Source organism: Seramator thermalis, from assembly GCF_004138125.1.
In the GTDB taxonomy this organism is placed as follows: Bacteria; Bacteroidota; Bacteroidia; order Bacteroidales; family Dysgonomonadaceae; genus Seramator; species Seramator thermalis.
Genome location: NZ_RXHS01000001.1, coordinates 195,833 through 218,590, shown reverse-complemented (window position 1 = coordinate 218,590; position 22,758 = coordinate 195,833). Strand labels below are relative to the sequence as shown.

At 44.9% G+C, this 22,758-nt stretch carries 20 protein-coding genes and 1 pseudogene; 7 read left to right on the top strand and 14 right to left on the bottom strand.

Going from position 1 to position 22,758, the window contains the following annotated elements; genetic code table 11:
• Nucleotides 1–82 precede the first annotated feature (82 nt).
• The 3 genes from EJN84_RS00985 to EJN84_RS00975 form a co-directional block, all read right to left on the bottom strand.
• Nucleotides 83–610 carry a gamma carbonic anhydrase family protein gene (locus EJN84_RS00985; RefSeq protein ID WP_129593678.1) on the bottom strand — a complete coding sequence of 176 codons (528 nt, stop codon included), beginning with the start codon at nucleotides 608–610 and terminating at the stop codon, nucleotides 83–85.
• Nucleotides 611–685: 75 nt separating this feature from the next.
• Nucleotides 686–2,479 (bottom strand): aminopeptidase P family protein, encoded by a 1,794-nt coding sequence (locus EJN84_RS00980; protein WP_129593677.1) that lies wholly within the window; start codon nucleotides 2,477–2,479, stop codon nucleotides 686–688.
• Between the two features lie 234 nt (nucleotides 2,480–2,713).
• Nucleotides 2,714–3,589 carry a pirin family protein gene (locus tag EJN84_RS00975; protein ID WP_129593676.1) on the bottom strand — a complete coding sequence of 292 codons (876 nt, stop codon included), beginning with the start codon at nucleotides 3,587–3,589 and terminating at the stop codon, nucleotides 2,714–2,716.
• 130 nt (nucleotides 3,590–3,719) lie between these two features.
• Between EJN84_RS00975 and folB the strand changes: the two genes are divergently transcribed.
• The 4 genes from folB to def all read left to right on the top strand — a co-directional run bounded on the left by folB (nucleotide 3,720) and on the right by def (nucleotide 6,048).
• Nucleotides 3,720–4,073 carry a dihydroneopterin aldolase gene (gene folB / locus EJN84_RS00970; protein WP_129593675.1) on the top strand — a complete coding sequence of 118 codons (354 nt, stop codon included), beginning with the start codon at nucleotides 3,720–3,722 and terminating at the stop codon, nucleotides 4,071–4,073.
• Nucleotides 4,074–4,276: 203 nt separating this feature from the next.
• Entirely contained in the window at nucleotides 4,277–5,047 is a 771-nt protein-coding gene (lptB, locus tag EJN84_RS00965; RefSeq protein WP_129593871.1) for an LPS export ABC transporter ATP-binding protein, read from the top strand.
• A 6-nt stretch (nucleotides 5,048–5,053) separates the two neighbouring features.
• The gene (gene ruvX / locus EJN84_RS00960; RefSeq protein WP_129593674.1) at nucleotides 5,054–5,479 is read left to right on the top strand and encodes a Holliday junction resolvase RuvX; all 426 of its coding nucleotides are present in this window, start codon (nucleotides 5,054–5,056) and stop codon (nucleotides 5,477–5,479) included.
• Between the two features lie 11 nt (nucleotides 5,480–5,490).
• Nucleotides 5,491–6,048 (top strand): peptide deformylase, encoded by a 558-nt coding sequence (def, locus tag EJN84_RS00955; protein WP_129593673.1) that lies wholly within the window; start codon nucleotides 5,491–5,493, stop codon nucleotides 6,046–6,048.
• Between the two features lie 12 nt (nucleotides 6,049–6,060).
• Here def and pgl read toward each other — a convergent pair whose 3' ends face one another.
• A complete protein-coding gene (gene pgl / locus EJN84_RS00950; protein ID WP_129593672.1) occupies nucleotides 6,061–6,783 on the bottom strand; it encodes a 6-phosphogluconolactonase in 723 nt (240 codons plus the stop codon).
• Between the two features lie 39 nt (nucleotides 6,784–6,822).
• Complete coding sequence (gene zwf / locus EJN84_RS00945; protein WP_129593671.1) at nucleotides 6,823–8,352, bottom strand: glucose-6-phosphate dehydrogenase; 1,530 nt, start codon at nucleotides 8,350–8,352, stop codon at nucleotides 6,823–6,825.
• A gap of 633 nt (nucleotides 8,353–8,985) precedes the next feature.
• Here zwf and dinB point away from each other — a divergent pair.
• A complete protein-coding gene (gene dinB / locus EJN84_RS00940) occupies nucleotides 8,986–10,071 on the top strand; it encodes a DNA polymerase IV (protein ID WP_129593670.1) in 1,086 nt (361 codons plus the stop codon).
• Between the two features lie 26 nt (nucleotides 10,072–10,097).
• On the opposite strand, the gene EJN84_RS00935 is transcribed toward dinB, so the two are convergent.
• Together EJN84_RS00935 and EJN84_RS00930 are read right to left on the bottom strand one after the other, a co-directional pair.
• Nucleotides 10,098–10,640, bottom strand: coding sequence for a 1-acyl-sn-glycerol-3-phosphate acyltransferase (locus EJN84_RS00935; protein ID WP_129593870.1), 543 nt, complete (start codon nucleotides 10,638–10,640; stop codon nucleotides 10,098–10,100).
• A gap of 17 nt (nucleotides 10,641–10,657) precedes the next feature.
• Nucleotides 10,658–11,233 (bottom strand): ATP-binding cassette domain-containing protein, encoded by a 576-nt coding sequence (locus EJN84_RS00930; protein ID WP_129593669.1) that lies wholly within the window; start codon nucleotides 11,231–11,233, stop codon nucleotides 10,658–10,660.
• A gap of 386 nt (nucleotides 11,234–11,619) precedes the next feature.
• On the opposite strand from EJN84_RS00930, the gene EJN84_RS00925 reads away from it, so the two are divergent.
• Together EJN84_RS00925 and EJN84_RS00920 are read left to right on the top strand one after the other, a co-directional pair.
• The gene (locus tag EJN84_RS00925) at nucleotides 11,620–12,735 is read left to right on the top strand and encodes a DEAD/DEAH box helicase (protein ID WP_129593668.1); all 1,116 of its coding nucleotides are present in this window, start codon (nucleotides 11,620–11,622) and stop codon (nucleotides 12,733–12,735) included.
• Between the two features lie 82 nt (nucleotides 12,736–12,817).
• Nucleotides 12,818–13,261, top strand: coding sequence for a cold-shock protein (locus EJN84_RS00920; protein ID WP_129593667.1), 444 nt, complete (start codon nucleotides 12,818–12,820; stop codon nucleotides 13,259–13,261).
• Here the strand turns inward: EJN84_RS00920 and EJN84_RS12505 are convergent.
• The 7 genes and pseudogenes from EJN84_RS12505 to EJN84_RS00890 form a co-directional block, all read right to left on the bottom strand.
• Nucleotides 13,180–13,491 (bottom strand): His/Gly/Thr/Pro-type tRNA ligase C-terminal domain-containing protein, encoded by a 312-nt coding sequence (locus EJN84_RS12505; protein WP_394343072.1) that lies wholly within the window; start codon nucleotides 13,489–13,491, stop codon nucleotides 13,180–13,182. The genes EJN84_RS00920 and EJN84_RS12505 overlap by 82 nt on opposite strands.
• Nucleotides 13,492–13,547: 56 nt before the next feature.
• A complete protein-coding gene (locus EJN84_RS12325) occupies nucleotides 13,548–13,721 on the bottom strand; it encodes a hypothetical protein (RefSeq protein WP_238943883.1) in 174 nt (57 codons plus the stop codon).
• 163 nt (nucleotides 13,722–13,884) lie between these two features.
• Nucleotides 13,885–15,435, bottom strand: a complete 1,551-nt coding sequence (locus EJN84_RS00910) for a sulfatase family protein (protein ID WP_129593665.1) — start codon at nucleotides 15,433–15,435, stop codon at nucleotides 13,885–13,887.
• A 153-nt stretch (nucleotides 15,436–15,588) separates the two neighbouring features.
• Complete coding sequence (locus tag EJN84_RS00905; RefSeq protein WP_129593664.1) at nucleotides 15,589–18,831, bottom strand: alpha-mannosidase; 3,243 nt, start codon at nucleotides 18,829–18,831, stop codon at nucleotides 15,589–15,591.
• A gap of 158 nt (nucleotides 18,832–18,989) precedes the next feature.
• The gene (locus tag EJN84_RS00900; protein ID WP_129593663.1) at nucleotides 18,990–20,117 is read right to left on the bottom strand and encodes a glycoside hydrolase family 130 protein; all 1,128 of its coding nucleotides are present in this window, start codon (nucleotides 20,115–20,117) and stop codon (nucleotides 18,990–18,992) included.
• A 198-nt stretch (nucleotides 20,118–20,315) separates the two neighbouring features.
• Nucleotides 20,316–21,210 (bottom strand): annotated as a pseudogene (locus tag EJN84_RS00895) (IS1595 family transposase).
• Nucleotides 21,211–21,292: 82 nt separating this feature from the next.
• Nucleotides 21,293–22,756: a glycosyl hydrolase family 28 protein gene (locus EJN84_RS00890; protein WP_129593662.1), complete on the bottom strand. Its 1,464-nt coding sequence runs from the start codon at nucleotides 22,754–22,756 to the stop codon at nucleotides 21,293–21,295.
• Nucleotides 22,757–22,758: the final 2 nt, after the last annotated feature.

Genomic DNA, 22,758 nt, shown 5'->3' with positions numbered 1-22,758 from the left:
AATCGTGCGCAGAAGTAATTTATTCAATTACTCCCGATTAAAAATCATAATCCTGCCCGAATGATGAAGTGGAAAGAATAGTTTACCGATTATCTTCTTCCTTAAACCATCCGGAGTACATCAAGTAATTTGCAGCAATTTTTTGGTTCATTTCCTTAGCTTGTTCCGGATCGACTTTCTTGACAAATTTTGCGGGAACTCCGGCATAAATGCTGCCCGGTTCCACCTGTGTGCCACTGAGCACTACTGCGCCGGCAGCAATGATGGCGCCTTCGCCCACCACCGCATGATCGAGCACAATAGCTCCCATGCCGATCAGCGCCCCGTTCTTGATTTCTGCGCCGTGAATCACCACGTTGTGTCCGATGGAAACATCGTCTCCGATGATGGATACCGATTTTTGATAGAGTGTGTGAATGACCGTTCCGTCCTGTATGTTTACGCGATCGCCGATGCGGATGGAATTGACGTCGCCTCGTAGCACAGCGTTAAACCAGATGCTGCAATCTTTGCCGATAACAACATCACCTATCACCGTTGCATTGTCGGCCAAATAGGTATTTTCTCCAATTTCGGGGGTGAATCCCCGAACCGATTTTATGAGAGCCATGAGTTTTTTTTCTTGTTTGTTGCATTATGTAAAAGGTTGCGCGCAATGAGCAACCTTTTATGTCGAGTTCGTATTTTATATTGCTTTTGTTTTGTTTTTCAACCACGTTTTTTCTTCCTCATCGAGATGAGGAGCGAGTTTTTCGTACACCATAGCATGATAATGGTTGAGCCAATTCACTTCGTCTTCGGTCAGCAAATCTTTTTCGACGGGAGTCGTGTCGATGGGGCATAGCGTAATGGTTTCGAAATGATAGAATGTTCCGAAATCTTCGGTTTTTTTATATTCTTGCGTTACGATCAGGTTTTCGGTACGGATTCCGTATTCGTTGGCAAGATAAACGCCGGGCTCATTCGAAGTAACCATTCCTATTTCGAGTGGAGTTGGATTCTCTTCGAGGCGGATATTTTGCGGGCCTTCGTGCACATTGAGGAAATGTCCGATGCCGTGCCCCGTCCCATGCCAATAGGTTTTGCAAGTGTCCCAAATAGGTTTGCGAGCCAAGATATCGAGCTGCGAACCGCGTGTACCTTGCGGGAAAATAGCAGTTGCCAGAGCGATATGACCTTTCAATACATTGGTATAATCGATGCGCATTTGTTCGGTAGTTTCTCCCACAGCCCAAGTGCGAGTGATGTCGGTCGTGCCGTCCATAAACTGAGCACCCGAATCGATGAGGAGAAGTCCTTTGGGCTCCACTTTCACGTTGGTGGCTTCGGTTGCACTGTAGTGCACGATAGCGCCGTGTCCGGCATATCCGGCAATCGTGCTGAAACTTTCGCCCACATATTTGTCCTGTTTCGAGCGATATTCGCGCAATTTTTCGGCAATCGTCAGTTCGTCGAGTTCGCCGTCGGCAAGGGCTTTTTCCATCCATCGATAGAAGCGTACCAGCGCAACGCCGTCTCTGATCATGGCATTGCGAAAACCTTGCAGTTCGATGGGATTTTTCATGCTCTTCATCTTGTCGATGGGCGAAATGGGAACGTCAATCACCTTGCAGTTCGAAGGAATGGCCTGGCGGAGAGCATAATTTATTTTGCTGCCGGTGATGCAAAGTTTGGTAGAAGCCGGGAGTCCCTTAACGTATGCGTAAATATCGTTATATCCTGCGAGTTTCACCCCTTCGGCTTTCAGTTCGTTCGATACCTTTTCGGTAAGTTTGTCGGGATCGATAAACAGAATGGATTCGTTTTTCGAAACATAGCCATAAGCTACCCCTACAGGATTGAAATCGACGTCGTTGCCCCGAATATTAAATGTCCATGCCACAGCGTCAAGTGCAGCAATTATAATGCCGTCGGCATCGCATTTGTCGAGTTCGGCAATGATGCGGGCAATTTTGTGTCGGGTTGTTTCGCCCGAAATATCCTCTGGGAGGGTGAAAATGGGATTTTTGGGAATCGCAGGTCTGTCTGTCCAGATTGTGTCGAAAGGATTCAGTCCGGTTTCGAGCTTTATTCCTTTTGCCGAAAGCTTTTCTTTAAGGATGTTGGCTTCCGATGAGGCATACACCATCCCGTCGATGCCTACTGTGCCGTTGTTGCCGGCTTGATCGATCACCCATTCGATGAGGTCGGGAGTGTCGGCTACCCCCATTTTATACAGATCAAATCCCGTTCCGCTCAGTTGATCGGCAGCTTGCAGAAAGTAACGTGAATCGGTCCACAATCCTGCCTGATTTTTCGAGATTGCAGCAGTGCCGGCCGATCCGGTAAAGCCGGTGATCCATTTACGCGATTCCCATGCTTTGGGAGGATATTCGCTCAAATGAGGGTCGGTACTTGGAACGATAAACACGTCCAAATTGTGGTCTTCCATATACTTTCGCAAGGCGGAAAGTCTTTCGGGAATTTGATTCGTTTTCATATAGTCGATTTTTTTTGTGATTTTGAATAAACAAATATACGCACTTTCGGCGATACTTTGTCCGATGAAAGTTTATAAAGTTTGAAAGTTTGTGAAGTTGAAATATCGATATTCTCTCAATCTCACTGGTGTATTTCAAATTATCTGCGAACATCTGCGAGGAAAATCTGCGATGATTTGCGTGAACTTTTCTTGCGTCAGCTATCCGGAATAACAATCGAATAACATTAGCCTTCATTCTTCGAGGTAACCGAACTTTCCCTGATTAAAATCATCGAAAGCCTGAACGATTTCCCGGCGGGTATTCATGACGAATGGTCCGTAGGCTGCGATAGGTTCGTGAAGCGGTTGGCCACTCATAATCAGTGCAACGGCATTTTCGGGAGCTTCCAGCGTAAAAGATTCGCCTCCGTCCTCGAACTTTACGAATTGATCGGCTGATGCAGCTTCACCGTTTACTTTTACCCGGCCTTCTATTACAATCATTGCAGTGTGATAACCGGTGGGGAACGTGAATTCGGCTTTTCCGCTTTCGTTGAGTCGGGCGTTCATCAGGTAAATAGGCGAATGTACAGTCGCCGGACCTTTCACGCCATTGTATTCTCCTGCAATTATTTCGATATATCCGCCCTGATCGGGCAATTCAAAACGTCCCATCGTCGAACGCGGAATAGCCTGATAGTTGGGCTGACCCATTTTGTCTTTTGCAGGAAGATTTGTCCACAACTGCACCATCTGAAATGTGCCGCCTTGTTTGCTCCACTCCTTTTCGTGAAATTCCTTGTGCAGTATTCCGCCTGCGGCAGTCATCCATTGCACATCGCCTTCGCCAATAATGCCGCCTCCGCCGTTGCTGTCGTGATGTTCCACGCGGCCCTTGTAGGCTATCGTTACCGTTTCGAATCCGCGATGCGGATGAGGTCCAACTCCTTTTGGAGTATCGGATGGAGAAACGTGCATGGGCGCATTGTAATCGAGCAGGACGAATGGATCCATTGCTTGCATACTCAATTCAGGCATACCCGGAATGAAATTGTGGACTTTAAAGCCATTGCCCACCCAATGTGTTTTCGGCGGATCGAGAATGAACTGTATGTTTTTAGTTTTCATATCTTTCCTTACTTATGCAATCAAACGAATGTTTCGATGCTTTTGTTCATTTGTGAAACACTAATTTCGACCGAAGAAATTATTCGCAATATTTTGTCTATATTTGGGGGCAAACCATTATTTTTCGCGAATGAAAACGTACATCGAACTTAAAAACATGCGATTTCATGCCTATCATGGCGTGTTTCCCCAAGAAAAAAAGACGGGGAACGAATTTCGGGTCAATCTGAAGCTCCAGGTAGATGTTTCAAAGGCCTGTCTTTCCGATTCGTTGGAAGATACGGTGAATTATGCGGCTGTATATGACATCGTGAAGCACGAAATGGCAATTTCTTCGGCATTGATTGAGCATGTGGCCTATCGAATCGTGGAGCAAATAAAAAACCATTTTCCGGAAATTGAAACCGTCGAAATTCGGCTTGCCAAGATGACACCACCTGTAAATGGCGAAATGGAAGCTGCCGAAATTAGGATTATTGCATAAAAAATTCGATTCAAATTTCTGAATGTGTTTTTCGGATAGGTTAAATTTTTCTTCTTTCCTCTTATTCATTAAGTTCTATTTCGATTTTCGGACAAACAGAACTCCTTTCTTTTTTGTACCTTTGCAAAAATTTTGCGAAAAGGATGGATGAAAATCTCGAAGAAATAATGCTGTCGTCCGATGCTCCCGAGCCTGCAACAGAAATGTTTGAAGGGGAAGAAGGAGATGGGCTGATGCTGCGCACTGAAAATCTGGTGAAGAAGTACGGGAAGCGGACGGTGGTAAATCATGTTTCGATCAATGTGCGTCAGGGCGAGATTGTGGGATTGTTGGGACCAAACGGTGCCGGCAAAACTACCACTTTTTACATGACCGTAGGATTGATCGTTCCTAACGAAGGCGAAATTTATATCGGCAACCAAAACATTACCAAATATCCGGTCTATAAACGCGCGCAGAATGGAATCGGTTATCTGGCGCAGGAGGCATCTATTTTTCGAAAAATGTCGGTTGAGGATAATATACGTGCAGTGCTCGAATTTACCGACAAAACGCCTAACGAACAGAAGCAAAAACTCGAAAGTTTGATTTCGGAGTTTGGGTTGCAAAAAGTTCGCAAAAATCAGGGAGATCGACTTTCGGGAGGAGAACGTCGTCGTGCCGAAATAGCCCGATGTCTGGCTATCGATCCCAAATTTATCATGCTCGACGAGCCTTTTGCCGGCATCGATCCTATTGCCGTTCAGGATATTCAGTCCATCGTGGCACAACTCAAATATCGCAATATCGGCATCTTGATTACCGACCACAATGTGGACGAAACACTAAGTATTACCGATCGGGCATACCTGTTATTCGAGGGTAAAGTACTCTTCCAGGGTACGGCTGAAGAGCTCGCCGAAAATCCGATTGTACGCGAAAAATATTTGGGACGCGATTTTGAATTACGCCGCCGCACATTCGATATAGGATAACCTCTTATGGGAAGACTTCTTGCCATCGATTACGGGAAAAAACGCACCGGCATCGCCGTAAGCGATCCCCTCCAAATTATTGCCAACGGCCTTACTACTGTCGAAACGTCCCGTTTGTTGGATTTCCTGCACGATTATCTGCAAAAGGAAGAGGTTTCGACAATTGTGGTAGGGTTGCCCAAACAGATGAACAACGAACTTTCGGAAAATATTCGCCGGATTGAGCCATTCGTCAATCGTTTGCATAAGCTGTATCCCAATCTGCAAATCGAATATTTTGATGAACGCTTTACCTCGAAGATGGCTCATCAGTCGATGATCGATGGAGGTTTGAAAAAGAAAGATCGTCAAAACAAAGCGCTTGTGGACGAAATCAGTGCTACCATTATTCTTCAGGGATATATGGAAAGCAAAAGAATGAATTATAAATGAAATAATTAAAGATGATATTCCCGATTTATATTTACGGACATCCCATTTTACGAAAAGTTGCAAAAGATATCGATCCGGCCAATTATCCCAATTTGAAGGAATTGATCGACAATATGTTCGAAACCATGTATCATGCCGATGGAGTGGGGTTGGCTGCGCCGCAGGTTGGGATAGAAGATCGCATTTTTGTTGTCGATCTCGATCCGCTCAGCGATGAAAATCCCGAATTTAAGGGCTTTAAAAAAGTGTTTATCAATGCCCGCATCACCGAACGTTGGGGGGAATTGGAACTTGTGGAAGAGGGTTGTTTGAGCATTCCCGGCATTCACGAAAAAGTGCCACGCGAAGGAAATATCCGAATTGCTTATCTCGACGAAAATCTGCAACCACACGAAGATGAATTTTCGGGATTCATGGCTCGTGCCATTCAACACGAATACGATCACTTGGACGGAATCCTTTTCGTCGATAAAATTGCCCCCATTCGCAAAAGATTGATCAAAGGCAAACTCACCAATATGGCAAACGGAAGAACCAATTGCCACTATCGGGTGAAAACTGCAAAATAGAGGATGTGAGGGCTACTGTTTGGTTAGTTTTTGTGCCGCAGTGCGATCTAAAAACCACACCAAATTACCGGATTCCGGTTGCACTTGTGCTGCCGGATATTTTTTTGCCGCCTCCTGAGGATTTTCGATAATCTCGACAACTTTCTCCGCCTTATTTTCGCCGGTTACCAGCAAAGCAACATATCGGGCATGATTGATAACTTTCCCAGTCAGGCTGACTCTTTTTTGTCCGGATTGCGGATGCGTACCCACCACACACAGTTGATCGTTATTCCAGAGCGAAAGTTGATCAGGGAAAATAGAGGCCGTGTGTCCGTCATCCCCAATGCCGAGCATCACTACATCGAAGACAGGTACTCCGGCCACAATCGGTAACTCGTTGCGCAATACTTCGGCGTAGCGCTGAGCTTCGGCGTCGGGATCATCTTCGCCGTGAATGCGAAAAATATGATTTTCGGGTATCGACAGTTTGTCGAACAGGTGTTCGCGCGTCATCCTGTAATTGCTTTGTTCGTCGTCAGGCGGTACGCAACGTTCGTCGCCCCAAAAAAATCTTATCCGATCCCAATCGATATCGTCCCGATGATTCATCGACCACTCATCGAAAAGCGATTTGGGCGTTGAGCCCCCCGAAAGAGCTATATTGACGCAATCTTTGTTGCACGCAATTTCTTTCAACCAGTCGGTGAATGCCTGATTGAGCTGTGGCTGAGTATCAAAAATTCGAATTTCCATTTTTCTCTTTTAGTTTTTAAATAATCGACAAAAAGCGAATTACAATTCGCAATAAATGCCGTCGTCGGCCAGATTCTTGCAGGGATAACGCCAGGTATTATCTGCTCCTTCGATGAGATCGTCGGCAACATCCGGTCCCCACGAACCTGCCGGATAACCGTATAATGCAGCTTCGGGATGTTTTTCCCAATAGTCGAGAATGGGCTGCACAAACCGCCAGGTTTCTTCCACGGCTTCGCCTTGCATGAAAAGCGTATTGTCGCCCTGCATGCAATCGAGAATCAGTCGTTCATAAGCTTCGGGTATATAATGATCGGTGAGTTCGGAATAGTGGAAATCCATGTTCACCGATTTCACTTTGTCGCTGCTTCCGGGAACTTTCATCCCTGTCTTCAGCAAAATACCTTCGTCGGGTTGGATGCGCAAAATCAATTGGTTGAAGCCTTTGTTTTCTCCATCTTCATGCTTGTAGAGGGGCAGTGGCGATGGTCTGAAGTGGATGACAACTTCCGAAACACGCGTAGGCATTCGTTTGCCGGTGCGAACGTAGAAAGGTACGCCGGCCCACCGCCAATTGTCGATATAGAATTTCATGGCCACATATGTTTCCGTGCGCGATTCGCTGTTGACGCCGGGTTCTTCGCGATAACCCACGTAGTGTTTCCCACGAATGTTCGATGCCGTATATTGCCCTCTGATCACGTTGTTTTTCAGGTCATCTTCACTCAGTGGATGCAGTGCCCGAAAGACTTTCATCTTTTCGTAGCGGATATCTTCGGGCGTATTTTTGATGGGAGGCTCCATTGCCACGAGCGAAACCACTTGAAGCAAATGGTTTTGAATCATGTCGCGCAAGGCACCGGCGTTGTCGTAATATCCACCCCGATCTTCCACACCTAAACTCTCGGCTGCCGTGATTTCGACATGCTCTACATAATTTCTGTTCCACAGCGGTTCGTAAATTCCGTTTGCAAAGCGTGTAACCATAAGGTTTTGCACGGTTTCTTTTCCCAAATAATGATCGATGCGGTAGATCTGATCTTCACTGAAAAACTCGAGCAAAAGCTTGTTTAATTCGATGGCCGATTGCAAATCGTGCCCGAAGGGTTTTTCGATAATGATACGCCTGAATCCTTTTTCCTGAATCGTAAGTCCCTGTCCATAAAGAAATTTTGGAATGAGAGGATAGAGCGAAGGAGGCGTCGAAAGATAGAAAATATAGTTGTGTTGCAAATTGAACTTGTCATTCAGTTTGGAAAGTTTTTCCTTCACCAGTGCATAATCGTCTCCGTTTTCGGTATCGATACTCAGATAAAAGATTTTAGCCACGAAATCGTTGATCTTTTCATAGGCTGTATCTTTAAAATTCGAAAATTGACGAATACCTTCCGACATCTTTTTTCGGAATTCCTTATCGGTATATTTTGTGCGACTGACCCCCAAAACCACATATCCTTCGGGGAGCAGATTGTTCATATATAAATCGAAAACCGCCGGAATGAGTTTTCGATAGGTTAGGTCGCCCGATGCCCCGAAAATTACCAATGCCTGGTTGTTTGCTTTTTTCATATTTTCTTTCCTATTGTTGTTGTGAATGAAATTCTGTTGATTTTAAACAACGACCTTTACAAAAAGTTGTATCGTGTTCCGAAATAGGTTTACAGAAAAATGTGCCTTTGGTGTTGATTCGAACCAAGTATGACGCAAGTACGGCGATGGTAATTAAGAAGAAATGAAGAAGTTGGAAGTGAAGAAATATCATAACCCCTGTGCTGCCTGGCGGCAGCACTTGTCCCCTTATCTTAAGGGGACAGTTCAGATGGTATAATCCTATAATTACTCCCCTCTTAAGATAAGAGGGGTACTGCCGAAGGCAGGGAGGTGTTATGATGTAATGGATAATGGATAATTGAGAATTTAAGAAAGAAGTGAAGAAGTAGGAAATAAAGAAATAAAGAAATAAAGAAGGAGTCTACTTTAAAATGTTCAAAATCCAAGAATTTTACGTTGTAATAAACTGATAATCAAATGTTATTTTTTCAATAAATGACTTTTTAAAGTGGACTCAATAATAAATAATCTTCAAATATAAACAAAGTTGTGGCTTCTTCAATTCACGCATCCGAAGGCAACGAAGTTAATGAAACCCTCAATTTTTATGGGTTTATGTAAATGTATAAACTTTTATGTACATTTGCCCCTATGAACCGCAAGATCATCCATGTAGATATGGACGCCTTCTATGCGTCCATCGAGCAGCGCGACAATCCCGAATATCGCGGCAAGCCGGTTGCTGTGGGCTACGGAGAGAAGAGGGGTGTGGTGGCGGCTGCCAGCTATGAGGCGCGTCGCTATGGGATTCACTCCGCCATGCCGTCGGTCACGGCATTGCGCAAATGTCCCCATCTCATCTTCGTGATGCCGCGGTTCGATCTCTACCGCAATGTCTCCAACCAGATCATGCAGATCTTCCTTGAGTACACCGACAAGGTGGAGCCGTTGTCGCTCGACGAGGCTTTCCTCGATGTTACTGTTAACCATAAAGGGAACCGTTCGGCTACCCTCATTGCCAAAGAAATCAAACAAAAGATACTGAACCGAACGCGGCTCACCGCTTCGGCCGGTGTGTCGTACAATAAGTTTCTGGCAAAGATCGCCTCCGATTACAAGAAACCGGACGGACTCTTTGTCATTGAACCCGGTGATGCGGAGGCTTTCGTGGAGAAACTTCCGGTGGACAAGTTCTTCGGGGTGGGTAAAGTGACGGCAGCGCGCATGGAAAAGCTGGGCATTAAGACAGGAGCCGACCTGAAGCAGTGGTCAGAGGTTGATTTGGTGCGCGAGTTTGGTAAGGCCGGTATCTCCTATTATCATTTTGCGAGGGGCATCGACGACCGGGAGGTGGAGTCGGAGAGGGTGCGCAGGTCCCTCGGCGCCGAGGAAACATTCGCAGAAGATCTGAGCGAGATGATAGATATCCTCGGTGCGCTTGATCAGATCGCTGGAGAAGTACACCGCAGGACTGAAAAGAAAAAGTTTTTGGCGCGCACGCTGACGCTGAAGATCAAGTTTGCCGATTTTACGGTGATCACCCGCAGTCGTACCGTGGGGCATTACATCCGGTCACAGGAAGAGCTGTTTGATATCGGCAAGGAGCTGCTGCTGCAGGTGGACGATTTTCAGGAACAAAAGATCCGCCTGATGGGCCTCACGCTCAGGAATGCCGATGGCGATCATGTGCCGGTGCCCGTGGAGGGTGTACAGCTATCGCTTGAGTTTGAAGAGTAAAAACAGGGCGCTAAAGTTGCAGCATATCACAGGATAAAATTTTCCGGTTTCTTGGCCTGTATACCCTGATAGTGAGCCTTGATCTCCACGATATCTTTTCTGTAGTCACCCGTAGGATAGAAAAGGTCGAGCACCCTGGCTTCTTTCTTGTCGTAGTCGAGGCCAATCAGAATAATGGGTACCTTCGCTTTCATGGCGATAAAATAGAAGCCTTTCTTCCACTCCTTCACCGGCTTACGTGTACCCTCGGGAGTGATGCCAAGATGCATCCACTCGCGCGTTTGAAACTCCCGTACCAGTATATCCGTCAGTGAACCGCTTTTCTCCCTTTTCACCGGTATCCCGCCGATGCTGCTGAAGAAGATGTTGAAAGGAAAGAAAAACCACTCTGCTTTGATCAAAAAGTTGGCCTGACGGCCCAGGGAGGAGTAGAAAAGCTTACCTATCACGAAATCCCAGTTGCTGGTATGCGGTGCTACTGCCATCACACACTTGGGCACAACCGGATATTCGTTGATCACCTTCCATCCGAGGATCTTGGTTAAAATGAATTTGCTGAAATTGGCCATTCTTTTTTGTATAAAGTTTAGTGTGTAAACTTCTCTGGTTCTAACGTTAATCGTTCCCAATTGTTCATGACGCGATCCGGTTTTGCTTTGGCTTCCGGGTACTTTTGCAGTAATTCCGCGTCCGATGCCCCCTCCGGCGTAGGCAGTTCCTTCTCTGTGGCTGCCATCTCTGCCTCGACGTTGTGGATGCCCGACATCTGCAACAACTCCTGCAGGTCTGTCGCCCGCTCAATGATGTTATGGTAAGCCTCCGACTCGCAGTCGGTGCGCACTGCCATTTCCGTGTGCAGCTCCCCCGGCTTCTGTTCCATCTTCTGCAGATGGTCGTAAGCCATCGACGCTTTCTCCTTCACGGTGCGGCTGTCGCTCAGCTTCATCTGCTGCGACAGGTAGCCCACAGAGACCTCTTTCGGCAGGGAGATGGTGCCGTGTGTGGGTTGCTGCAAACCGGCCGTGATCTTGAGCAGGGTCGATTTGTCGGCGCCGTTCTTGCCCACCGGCGCCACGCGTTCATTTTTATTCGGTACGAACGATATCCGGTCGAGTAGGGTGAATCCCCCAAATTCAACAGTGATATTTTCGATAGAGACCATTTTTTCACATTTTGTGCATGCAAAGGAAACGCTTTTTGAGCAACTATGAAAATATATTTCCACGAAATCGGGAAATGAAATTGGGAATGGGAGCACAGAAATTCAAAAAGCAAACATCCGGCATTCAAAATCAAACATGCAGTGTATAGGGAAGTTCAATGGAATAAACCGGGAAAATTCTGCAGAAGACAGATCAGACAACATAATAAATCGGGTGCGATTGGTTAAATCGGAAAATTTTGATTAATTTTGTACCCGATAACATCTTGTGTGTTGGTTACGCTACCGTTCTCCCCCACCATTTGTTAAATTCAGGCCGTTTGAAGCAAATACCGGCCATTTATCAACAACCGCTACCCCGGCGAGGTGTAGCATAAACAAATTAAATGACATTTAAAGAATTAACATTGATCGAGCCTATCTTGAAGGCGCTCGACGAAAAAGGATATGCCATTCCCACACCTATCCAACAAGAAGCCATCCTTCCGGCATTGCGCAACCGCGATATACTGGGACTGGCACAAACCGGCACGGGAAAGACTGCAGCCTTCGCACTCCCTATCATTCAGCAATTGTATCTCGATAAAAGCCACGGAAAAAGAAGAGAGATCAAAGCATTGATCCTGACGCCCACCCGTGAGCTGGCCATTCAGATCGACGACAGTCTGCGGGAGTACACCACTTACACCGGCATCCGTCACACCGTTATTTATGGCGGAGTGAAACAACAGGCACAGGTAAGTGCACTGAAAAACGGCGTCGATATTCTGGTTGCCACGCCGGGCCGTTTGCTTGATCTGATCAACCAGCGTTATGTCAGTCTGCATGCCATCCGTCATTTTGTGCTGGATGAAGCCGACCGGATGCTCGATATGGGATTCATCCACGATATCAAGCGTCTGCTGCCACTGCTGCCCAGGGAGAAACAAACGCTTTTCTTCTCGGCCACCATGCCCTCATCCATCACTTCGCTCTCGCGTTCCATCCTGCATGATCCGGTGAGGGTAGAGGTTGATCCCACCTCCTCCGTGGTTGACACCATCGAACAATACATCTATTTTGTGGAGAAGCCGGAGAAAAAAGATCTGCTGATCGACCTGCTGAAAAAGGACAAGTGTAAATCGGTGCTGGTCTTTTCACGTACCAAGCATGGAGCCGATAAGATTGCCCAGTCGCTGAGCAAGGTCGGCATCGGCAGTGAGGCAATTCATGGCAACAAATCGCAGAATGCTCGTCAGCGTGCGCTCACCAATTTTAAATCACACGAAACAAGGGTACTGATCGCCACTGATATTGCTGCCCGCGGTATCGATATTGATCAGCTGGACATGGTGATTAATTATGATTTGCCAGATGTGGCAGAAACCTACGTGCACCGTATCGGCCGTACCGGCAGAGCCGGCAACAGTGGCACGGCACTGACTTTCTGCGCCCCCGATGAGCGGTCAATGCTGAAGGATATCCAAAAACTGACCGGCAGGGTTTTACCTGTGGCGAATTGAAATAAGGTATCAACATCGATTTTTAGGAACGACAAAATACGTAACAATAGAAACATCAAATTTATAAACTATACACATTTAAATGGCCAGATCAAATTCATTTCACAAAAAAGAGATCGAAAAGAGTAAACAACAGAAGAAAAAAGAGAAACTACAGCGCAGGGAAGAGCGCAAGAAGCAGGGCCCCAGCTCCTTTGAGGATATGATCGCTTACGTGGATGCCAATGGTGTAATCGTTGATGAGCCGCCAATACCCATTCGGAAAGACGAGATAGCTATTGAGGATATCGAAGTTTCCATACCCCGCAAGGAGAAGCCCGAAGAAGTGGGTGAGCCCACAGGCAGGGTGGACTTCTACGATGAGAGTCGTGGTTTCGGCTTCATCAAGGAGAAAAACAGTGTCAACAAGTACTTTTTTCACAAGAGCAATGCCGAGCCCGGTATTCAGGAAGACCACATGGTCACCTTCCGGCTGGAACGCGGTCTCAAGGGAATGAATGCCGTGGATGTGAAGATCATCCGATAATTGAACCAAAAAACTCCGGAATTTCCGGAGTTTTCTTTTTGGGATATTGTCAGCTGTGCAAACAGTTGTCTTTTTACTGATTTCTTCCGAACTTCGTTTTGGGAGATACTTTTCTGATCACCCGACTGCATGTTCTTCAGCGTAATCTTTTCCTCCTTCATCTCGTTCTCACCCACCATCACCACAAAGGGAATATGATTGCGGTCGGCATAGGAGAGTTGTTTTTTCATCTTTGCTGCCCCCGGATAGAGTTCGCAGCAGATGCCCGTGCGCCGCAATTGCGTGATCATTGGCAGCAGGTAATTTGCCTCCCGCTCACCGAAGTTGACGAAGAGCTGTCGGTGCTGTGTACAAAGCTCTCCGGAAAGAGGTTCAGCCGAGTAAGCACATCGTAGTGCAGTCCGCCCCGAAGGAGATTGTTTATTTGCAAAGCAGGAAAAGCATTGAATTTGCGTTTCATTATCTTGCCAAATTGCCCAAATGGCAATTTGGCAAGAATAAGAAATGAGCACAATGTTTGGGGTTTATTTTTGTGCCGGAATCTCGGCGAGTAGAGTGATAGCTGATGAAACCGATACAAAAGAATGAATTACACCTTTCCCATTTTGGGCCTTACCTCAATATCAGTAATTTCCCGTATTTCGATGATCGCCGTGTGGCCATTCAGTCCTTTTCAAGGGAATACTCATTCCGTCGGTTGATTCGAGCCAATTATACAGTTCGTGATTCAACGACTTTATCGTATCCTGACAGGCAGGATCTGCGATAAGGTTGTGCATTTCGTCAGGATCGTTTTTCAGATCGTAAAATTCGTTTGTATCCCAGATGCCGTGATATCGGATATATTTGTAGCGATCGGTACGAACTCCGTGCATGGTTGGTGTTTGTGGAAATTCGTACTCCCAATAATATTCGTAAAAAATCTTGTCGCGCCAAGGGATATTTTTCCCGAGCAAAAGTGGTACGAACGATTCTCCCACCATTTGCGGAGCTTTTTCCAATCCTGCGCAGTGCATCAGGGTAGGGGCAATATCGACATTCTGAACCATTTTTTCGATGACTTCGCCTCCGGGGAAAAGTCCGGGAGCCCAAACAAGCATCGGCACCCGTACCGATTCTTCATAAAACTGTCGTTTGTCGATCAATCCGTGTTCACCCCATGCAAAACCGTTGTCGCCCATGTAAATGACAATCGTATTTTTGTCCAGCCCCTTTTCAACGAGATAATCGAGCACGGCACCGATACTTTCGTCCACTGATCGGAGCGTTTCGCAATAGTTGCGCACTTGCGTTTCCCAAGGTCTGCCGTGATAAGAATAATCAACTCCGTGCCAACTTTCACGCTGGTTTTTCACCCAGTTGGGCATCATGTTTTCACCATAGAAGTCTTTTCCCGATGCTGCCTTTCCGGTTAGGCTGTTGATGGTTGGAGGCGTGGTAATTCCATACTTCGGAGTATTGAAGGAAGCGGGATATACCAACGGTTTGTCCCGATAACATCCTTTGTGTCGTTTGGCAGGTTGAAAATTGTCGTGCACCCCTTTGTGCGAAAGGTACACCATGAAGGGTTGATGATTTTTGGTTTGTTGATCGATGAAATCGATGGCGTGTTGCGTAAGTAAGTCGGTAACATACACACTATCGGCGTATTGAATCCACTTGCCGTTTGTGTTCAGTCGCGGATTGTAATATTCGCCCTGACCTTTGAATGCTTCCCAATGATCGAATCCCGGTTGGGGATCGCCCGAATCGTTTCCCATGTGCCATTTGCCGAAAAAAGCGGTTTTGTATCCGGTTTTTTGCAGATATTCGGGGAAAAAAGTCAATCCTTTGGGCAGGGGGGCCGTGTTATCTACCACTTTGTGAGAATGCGAATACATTCCGGTGAGAATGGATGCGCGGCTGGGAGAGGATAAGGAAGTGGTTACAAACGCGTTTTTCATCCATGCGCCTTCGTGTGCCATTCTGTCCATCGATGGCGTTTGCAACCAGGGAATTTTTTCGACAAATCCCATATAATCATAGCGATGATCATCGGAAAGGATGAATACGATGTTCATTTTTTTACCGATTGTTTTTTCACTGCTGCATGTTTCGTCGGCTTGTTGTGCCTGCATATTATGTCCTGCCAATGTAAGTGGTATGGACAAATAACCGAGAAACTTGTTGTTCATGACGAAAATTTATCGTTGTTTTAAATATTTGGCATCATTTCTCGTGGTTTATACTCAACGGAATAGAAATGAACTCCCAAATTTAAAAAAATCCCGGATAATTTCCGGGATTTTTTGGAGTAATAATGGACTGAAATGTATTCGATGTCAATATTATTTCGAACGTAAACTAAAGACAGGATTATCTTTGAAATTATCGTAGAGAGCCTGCAAGGGTTTCATTTCTTCTGCTTTAGGTGCTGCTACGGTCATGGCAACTATCTTAATGCCTCTGTTATTGGGCAATGTAATGCTTTTAGCCCCTACAGGAATCGGAATTTCGTATTTGAAAAGATAGCTGTATTGGTAAGCCTCGTTTTTCATCGGATAATTATTGTGACAGTGTGATGCGAACCATGCAATATTATTTGTTTTGGCAAATGGAGCTTTCATTTCAAGAACTTTATCCTCATCCAAATTCAGAACACGATTGTAGAACTGCCCTACATATCCCGTCCATCGTTGAATGGCCAAATTGGTAGGTTGTCCATCCACGATAAAATCGGCTTTGATATCGCCGGCTGCAGCAGCAAGTAGATAAAGTTTGGTGAAATTGCCGGCCGGTAACGATATAGTTTGTCCATTGCAAACGACAGCATTATTTTGCTCGTCGTCCTTATTGCCGATTTTAAAGCGAATACCTTCGCTTTCAACATATTCCGGCAGTTGCTCGGCAGGAAGCGATTGTCCGTTGAACATGGTACCGTCGTTACGATTTCCATCAGAACTGATAACATCTACATTATACGGAATTTCTACCGACTGTTGTTGCACCGGTGTAGGACTCATCCCTTTGAGTTTAACGGCAAAACTTTTTATCCCGTAATGGCCTAAATCGAATTGCAATCCGTTTTTAGCATATTTCACTTCTCCGATTTTCTTTTCCTGTCCATTTACTTCGTAGGCATCGATGATTTCGAGTGGAAGCGATATCTTGACGTTCTTCATATCTTTTCCTGTCAATTCATTTACGCGGATGATATAATAATCGCCCGATTCCATTTTTTTGAAAGCCATCAATCCGGCTTCGGGCCGATCGATCGAAATCATAGAATACGTTCCGTTGAATTCGCCATCGTGTTTAGCCGATTCGAAAGCCATCAACGGTTGATTAAAAAACTGTGCCTGCCATGCCGATTCGCCTTTTCGCCAATCGCCTTGATGTCCATATACTGCATATCGAACATCGTGAATGCCCCAGTCCTGGGTGCTTTGGTACATTGTCCATCGCCATCCCGGAAGGTTGATTTCAGGGGTATAAAGCAATGTTAAACGAAGCGTATTGTCATTTGGTTTGTCCGAACCAAATTTGCAATCCTCAAGAATCGATACACCATATTTTCCCGATTTATCGGTAAGGTCGAACCATTCTTTTGAAGGAACTTCGAATTTCTTTTCTTCATTATTCCCTCTTGCTATGGTGCCGACTCCAATGTTGTAAGTAGCTTTTTCATTGGAAACAGACAGCGGAAATGACGCCTTGAGGCTGACGCCTTGCGATTGCCAATCGATTTTGTTGCTTACTTCAAATCGTTTTCCTGCTTCACCGGCACTAAGACTGTAGAATTGTGTGATGACAGAATTTCGGCCTTCGCGTTCCACTTTTAGGGTTACTCTCACAGGCCCTTGTTCGACAATGGAAAGTTTTGCATTTTTGTCCAGAAAATCGAAAGCGGGTTTTTGACGATCTTTCCAATCCATGTTCCAAGCCGGCCACTCATTAGGCTTTTCGGCCAAAAATTCCAATCGGGCCGGTTTCGACAATAATTCTTTAGATGCTTTTTTGTCGAAAATGCTCGTGATATCCCCATTTGAAGCAACCTTCACGGTATAGTATGCGTTTTCGAGTGTATTATCCGAAATGGTGAGTTCAGTTGATTTTGTCGAACTTCCGGATTCGCGCACGTCATATACTTTCATGCCTGCCGAAGGCATATCGGCCAAAAACAAAAACTTGATTTTATTTCCACTTTTTTCAACAATCTGCGACGGAACTTCTTTCCCGCTTTTATCGAATACGGAAATTGTCTGTGGCAATGTAGCAAATTCGAGTTCGGCTTCCACAACATCTTGTCGGGTCTTGCAAACTGGATTGTAAACTACTACCGATCGGCCTGTTGTTTGTGTGTTCAGTTTCGAAGCTACGGAGCTAACGCCGTTTTTAAGAGCTTCCGCGAAACCGTTAGCAGCAATAAATTCATCATTCCATGCATATTCGTAAGCTTTGGGGATAGATGTTCCGGGCAATATATCATGGAATTGACTTCCCAAAACCAGATCCCATGAATTGTTCAATTTTTCCATTGGATAGGATGCTGTACCTGTCCAATCGGCTGCAACCGAAGCCAATTCAGCCGAAGATGCCAATAATTCGTTCTTTCGATTCATCCGTTTCATAAATGCCTGGGAGGTCAAAGATCCTGCACTGTGCTCGATGAGCAATAAATCGCCCGAATAAACCGGAAGTTTGGCTCTGATTTCGGGAGTGATGTCTTTGTACATTTGATCGGAAGAAGTCAGCAATACCTTGAAATTACTATCATCGTGATTCAGACTATTCACAGCACGTTTTACATCGTTGATTCGGGGAGCACCTCCCTGATCGCCTACGCCGTAGTAGCGATAGTCGAACGCATAGCCGGTTTTTGCCTTGTCTTCATCCAATCGTTTGCTCCATTCGGGATTCTTATCGAGGCGATTCTCGACTTCCGATGTGTAGCTTGTTGCATTGAGTGCTGCGATAATTCCTTTATCATCAGGTCCTTTCCAAACTCCAACATTGAATGGAACTCCTGCAGCTGATCGCCATGTCAGTTTTTGTGTGGAAAATCCCAAAATTCCGCAGTGATTGAGGATAGATGGCAGGTTCCATAAAAAACCGAAACAGTCGGGCAGCATATAATCGACACTTTCCTTACCAAATTCATTTCTGAAAAATTCGTTTCCATAAAGAACTTGTCGCACGAGTGACTCGGAAGAAGAAATGTTTACTTCACCTTCATCAACCGACGAACCGGAAACTTTCCACCGACCTTCGTCAATATATTTTTTGACTTTGTCGTAGAGCCTGGGGTAGTATTCTTTCATCATTTTATAACGACGTGAACCCGTGAAATTGAAGACATAATCGGGATATTTTTCAAAAAGATTGAAATTCTCGACCATGGTATTCAAAATCAATTCGTCAATGGTAGAGGGATAATCCCAATTCCATTCCGTATCGAGGTGAGCATATCCCACCGTGTAAAGCAGACGATCTTTGGTGATGTCGTAATCGCCGGGCTTCAACTTGGACTGCGCATTCAACAATGGAATAGCAGTTGTGCACAACAACAATAAATAAATAATTTTTTTCATTCTTAATGTGATGATTTTATGATTTGAAAATAAATAATTAAAAAGTTCTTAAGGATATGCTCGACGCGAATATATGAATTATGATTAATAGCCGTTTCTTTATTGATGAACCAACAAGAGGAAAATTTTGGCGAAAGAGGATAAAATATTATAACTTATTATTCCTTTGGATCATAAATAGCTACGCCGACTTTTGAATCGGCACAACCGTAATAAAGAAACCATTTTTTGTGAAAAAAGACGAGCCCTTCTATAAAAACCGTTCCATCAGGGTATTGACCACTTTTTTCGAAATCGGCACTTGGCTTGAAAAAAGGCAAATCCAATCTTGCGATAAGTTCCGAAGGATTATTTTTGTCGAAAAGAGCTTGTCCGGCACAATAACTTCCGTCCTTGAAACGAAAATCACGATCTTGGCCCTTACTATTTTTCCCGTTGTAAAGCAGTAAAATACCTTTGTCGGTGAGTAGTGCAGGTGGTCCGCATTCTGTCAGGGCACTGTCGAAGTATCCCTTTCGTGGATGCATTGCTGCTTTCAAATCTCCATTTTTTTCCAGTAACGGTTCCCAGTTGATCAGATCTTTCGACGTAGCCATATTTACCTGGTTTTCGCCCCAATACATTAAATAGTTACCCTTTATTTTAACGATGACCATCTTGTCATCTTTTAGTTTAGTAACAATAGATCCGGATTTGCATGCCATGTCCTTGAAGCGGCCCCTATATGCTTTGGCAAAAGCAGGTCCGTGTTTCTGCCAATTAACCAAATCTTTTGAAGTTGCTATACATAAACGAGGTGTTTTTCTGTTCCATGAAGTGTAAGTCATCACATATAATCCATTTTCAGTTTGGCAAACACGTGGATCTTCGCACCCTCCGGGCCAGTCATATATTTTCATGTTATCTTCATTGGGATACATAACCGGTTTGTTTCTGCGAGTCATTTTAATGCCGTCGGAACTTTCGGCAAGTCCTATGCGCGATGTCCTCTCTCCGATTCCGACGGCTGAATTGTCTTCTGCACGGTACAACACATATACTTTGCCGTCTTTGACTACTGCAGCCGGATTAAATGTGTCGCTTTCTTCCCATTTTACAATCTGTTTGCGCATCGGACAATAGAATTTGCTTTCGGAGTTGGGAATGATAATGGGCGGATCTATCGGTCGTACGAATTCGCCTAATGCCCATGATGGAAGTTGAGTATTTTGTGCAAATATTTTCGGCAGGATTATGGATAGAATTGCCAAAAAGATAAATCGTTTATTCACTGAAGCGTGTATCATGTGTAATCCTTAATTTGTTTTAATCATTTGTAAATGATTAGAGTAAACGTTACGATTTAATTGAAACGTCGTTTAAAATCTCTTCGTAGCGTTTACTCTTAATGAAATTGAAACAAAATGATAGCAAAATTATAATTTTTCAAACTTATTTCTGTTCATTTTTCGGTATAAGCGCTTAGAGCGCACCATTTAATATTCTCATAATCCTTGGATTGACTTATATCTCATCATCCTTACGACAAGGTTGTCGAAGATTGTCTCCATTTGACTTCTTCTGTTGTATCTATAATGATACTCATCAAGATAGCCCTGTAGGTGTTCCTTTGAGCAGTGATGATGTATTCCTCTCAACCACCCTTGTATGTTCATTATGTGGATATGAAGCTCATGGAAGTTTCGTCCTTTCCCTGACGGCTTCTGTTCAAGGAAAGGATATCTTTTCTTTAGGGGCAGGTAGCCTCTCCACTCATCAGTGACAACACGCGCCTGTGGTGAAATGTGGTTGTCGAAAAAGGGCTTGAACTCCTCACCTGAAGCGTGTTCTATCACCTTGGCATAAGCCCTTCCGACACCGCCTTTTCCCAGTACTTCCAATGCGACAACAACTAACCATTTTTTGCTGTCGGAGCTACGCCCGGTTTGATCTTCTTCATATTCTCCGATCAGAAACTCGTCAACATGCACCGTACCCGTGAGAGGGTATCGCATGGAGCTGCGCATCACTTGCTGCACTTTTCTTTTGAATTCCCAACAGGTCATTTGACGCAAATCAAATTCGTGGGACAACTCCGGAGAAGACATTCCTTTTTTTCTCGTACTTAGCTTGAATACGATATGAAATGCCAAATGGAGCGAAAACTTACATTTGTCGAACATCGTCCCTGCTGTTGGACTCTCATCGTACTTGCAACGTGTACAACGACGGGAATGAGGCTTTCTTCCACTGCAATAGTTGGTGTGCCCACACTTTTTGCACACGTAACCCTCTTCCCATTTTATTTCCGCCAGGTAATTATAACAGGACTCTTCATCCGGAAAACCGTTTGTAGAAAACAATGGAGTTTACTCCCATGAACCTATCTCGTTTATTCATGCTACAAAGGTAGCATCTTGTTTTTATTAGTGCGCTCTAAGCGCTTAAGCCTATAAATTGATTTTCATATCTCTGGTATTTTTTATTGTTTTATTTCAGGTTGTGGACGGACAAAAACGCGTCGTACATAGGAGTTACTGTGGATATCGTCCAACGTTAGGGCTTTGCGGTTAAAGAAAACATTTTCAAAGAGCACATCATCTACCAGATGCTTCTCGTCAAACCCCAACAGTTCTACATTGAGTAAATCACCTGTGGCCCATATATCTTTAAACACCACCCCCTGAATATGCCCTCGTTCTTTATCACGGCTCCACACTGCTTTGTTGATCCACAAAGAGATCAATTTCTGGGTTTCTTCAATCCGAATATTCTCGAAGCGTACATTTTTGACTAATGCTGCATCGGCGTGAAAAATTCTGAGCGTCCACTCTCTTCCTTTGTCATGAATGATATCACAATCAATAAACAGAACATTGTCAATGTCTTCACTGATCTCAGCGCCAAGGCTCAAAGCGTGTGCGACTTCGTTCCATAAAACACACTTTCGGGTTACAATATTTCTCGTTTCGCCATCTCCCTCATCCGATTTGACGACTACCAGATCATCAAGTGTCCGTATGAAACAGTTCTCGACCAACACATCGCGACTGTTGCATATATCAATACCATCAGAATTTGCCCGATAACCAAGAAGCTTTAAATTGTTGATGTGTACCCGGTCTGATCTTCTCACCGGGATGGTCCAGTGACTGGCATCCCTCAAAATAACGCCTTCCAGGTTTATATCAGCGCCTTCTACAAAAATCATGAACCGTGAGTGGGTGGTGCAAAGGCTGCCATCAATAATTCCACGTCCCCTGAAAGTAATATTTTTGCCCTGAAGGTGGAAGGTAGGCGTATAAAGCCGGAGCCCGCTATAGCCGCTGATGGTATATGGTTCTTCCGGTTTAATGACTCCCCGGACAATAGCACCGCCAGCGACATAAACTGTTTTGTTATCGCCAACGACCATATTACTGACTTCGTGGATACCAGGCCCGAAATAAATGACATCCGGATCATACGCGTCGGGGACATTCTCCTCAAAAGCATTGGCAAACAGGTGCAGTGAGCGAACCCATTCGCCATTAATTTCTATCGTGAGATTAACCGGTGAAGCCACGTTAAATGAAACAGTTTTGCCTTCAACATGAGAGACAATTCCTGCAGAGGAAGGCAGTATTTTAACTGAATGGATCTGTTCGCGGTTAGTTACTTCAATGGTGACCTCATCTTTCAAATCAAAATAGGCGAATGCCGCCTCTTCGAAATAATTGGCTGAATTCTTTTTGTCATCCATTGCTTTCCATCTCAATTGCTGATCTTTTGGCGCCACTTTTACCGAATACACTGGGATATTCTCACCTTCAATTGTCACCCAGTAATCCTCATTCAGTACTTCACCTGCTGGCGCTGGGTAAATCTGGTAGGATTTCCCGCCGGCATAAACTTGCCCGCTCAGAAGAAGGAGCATAAACAACATTAGATAGTTGCCTTTTTTCATAG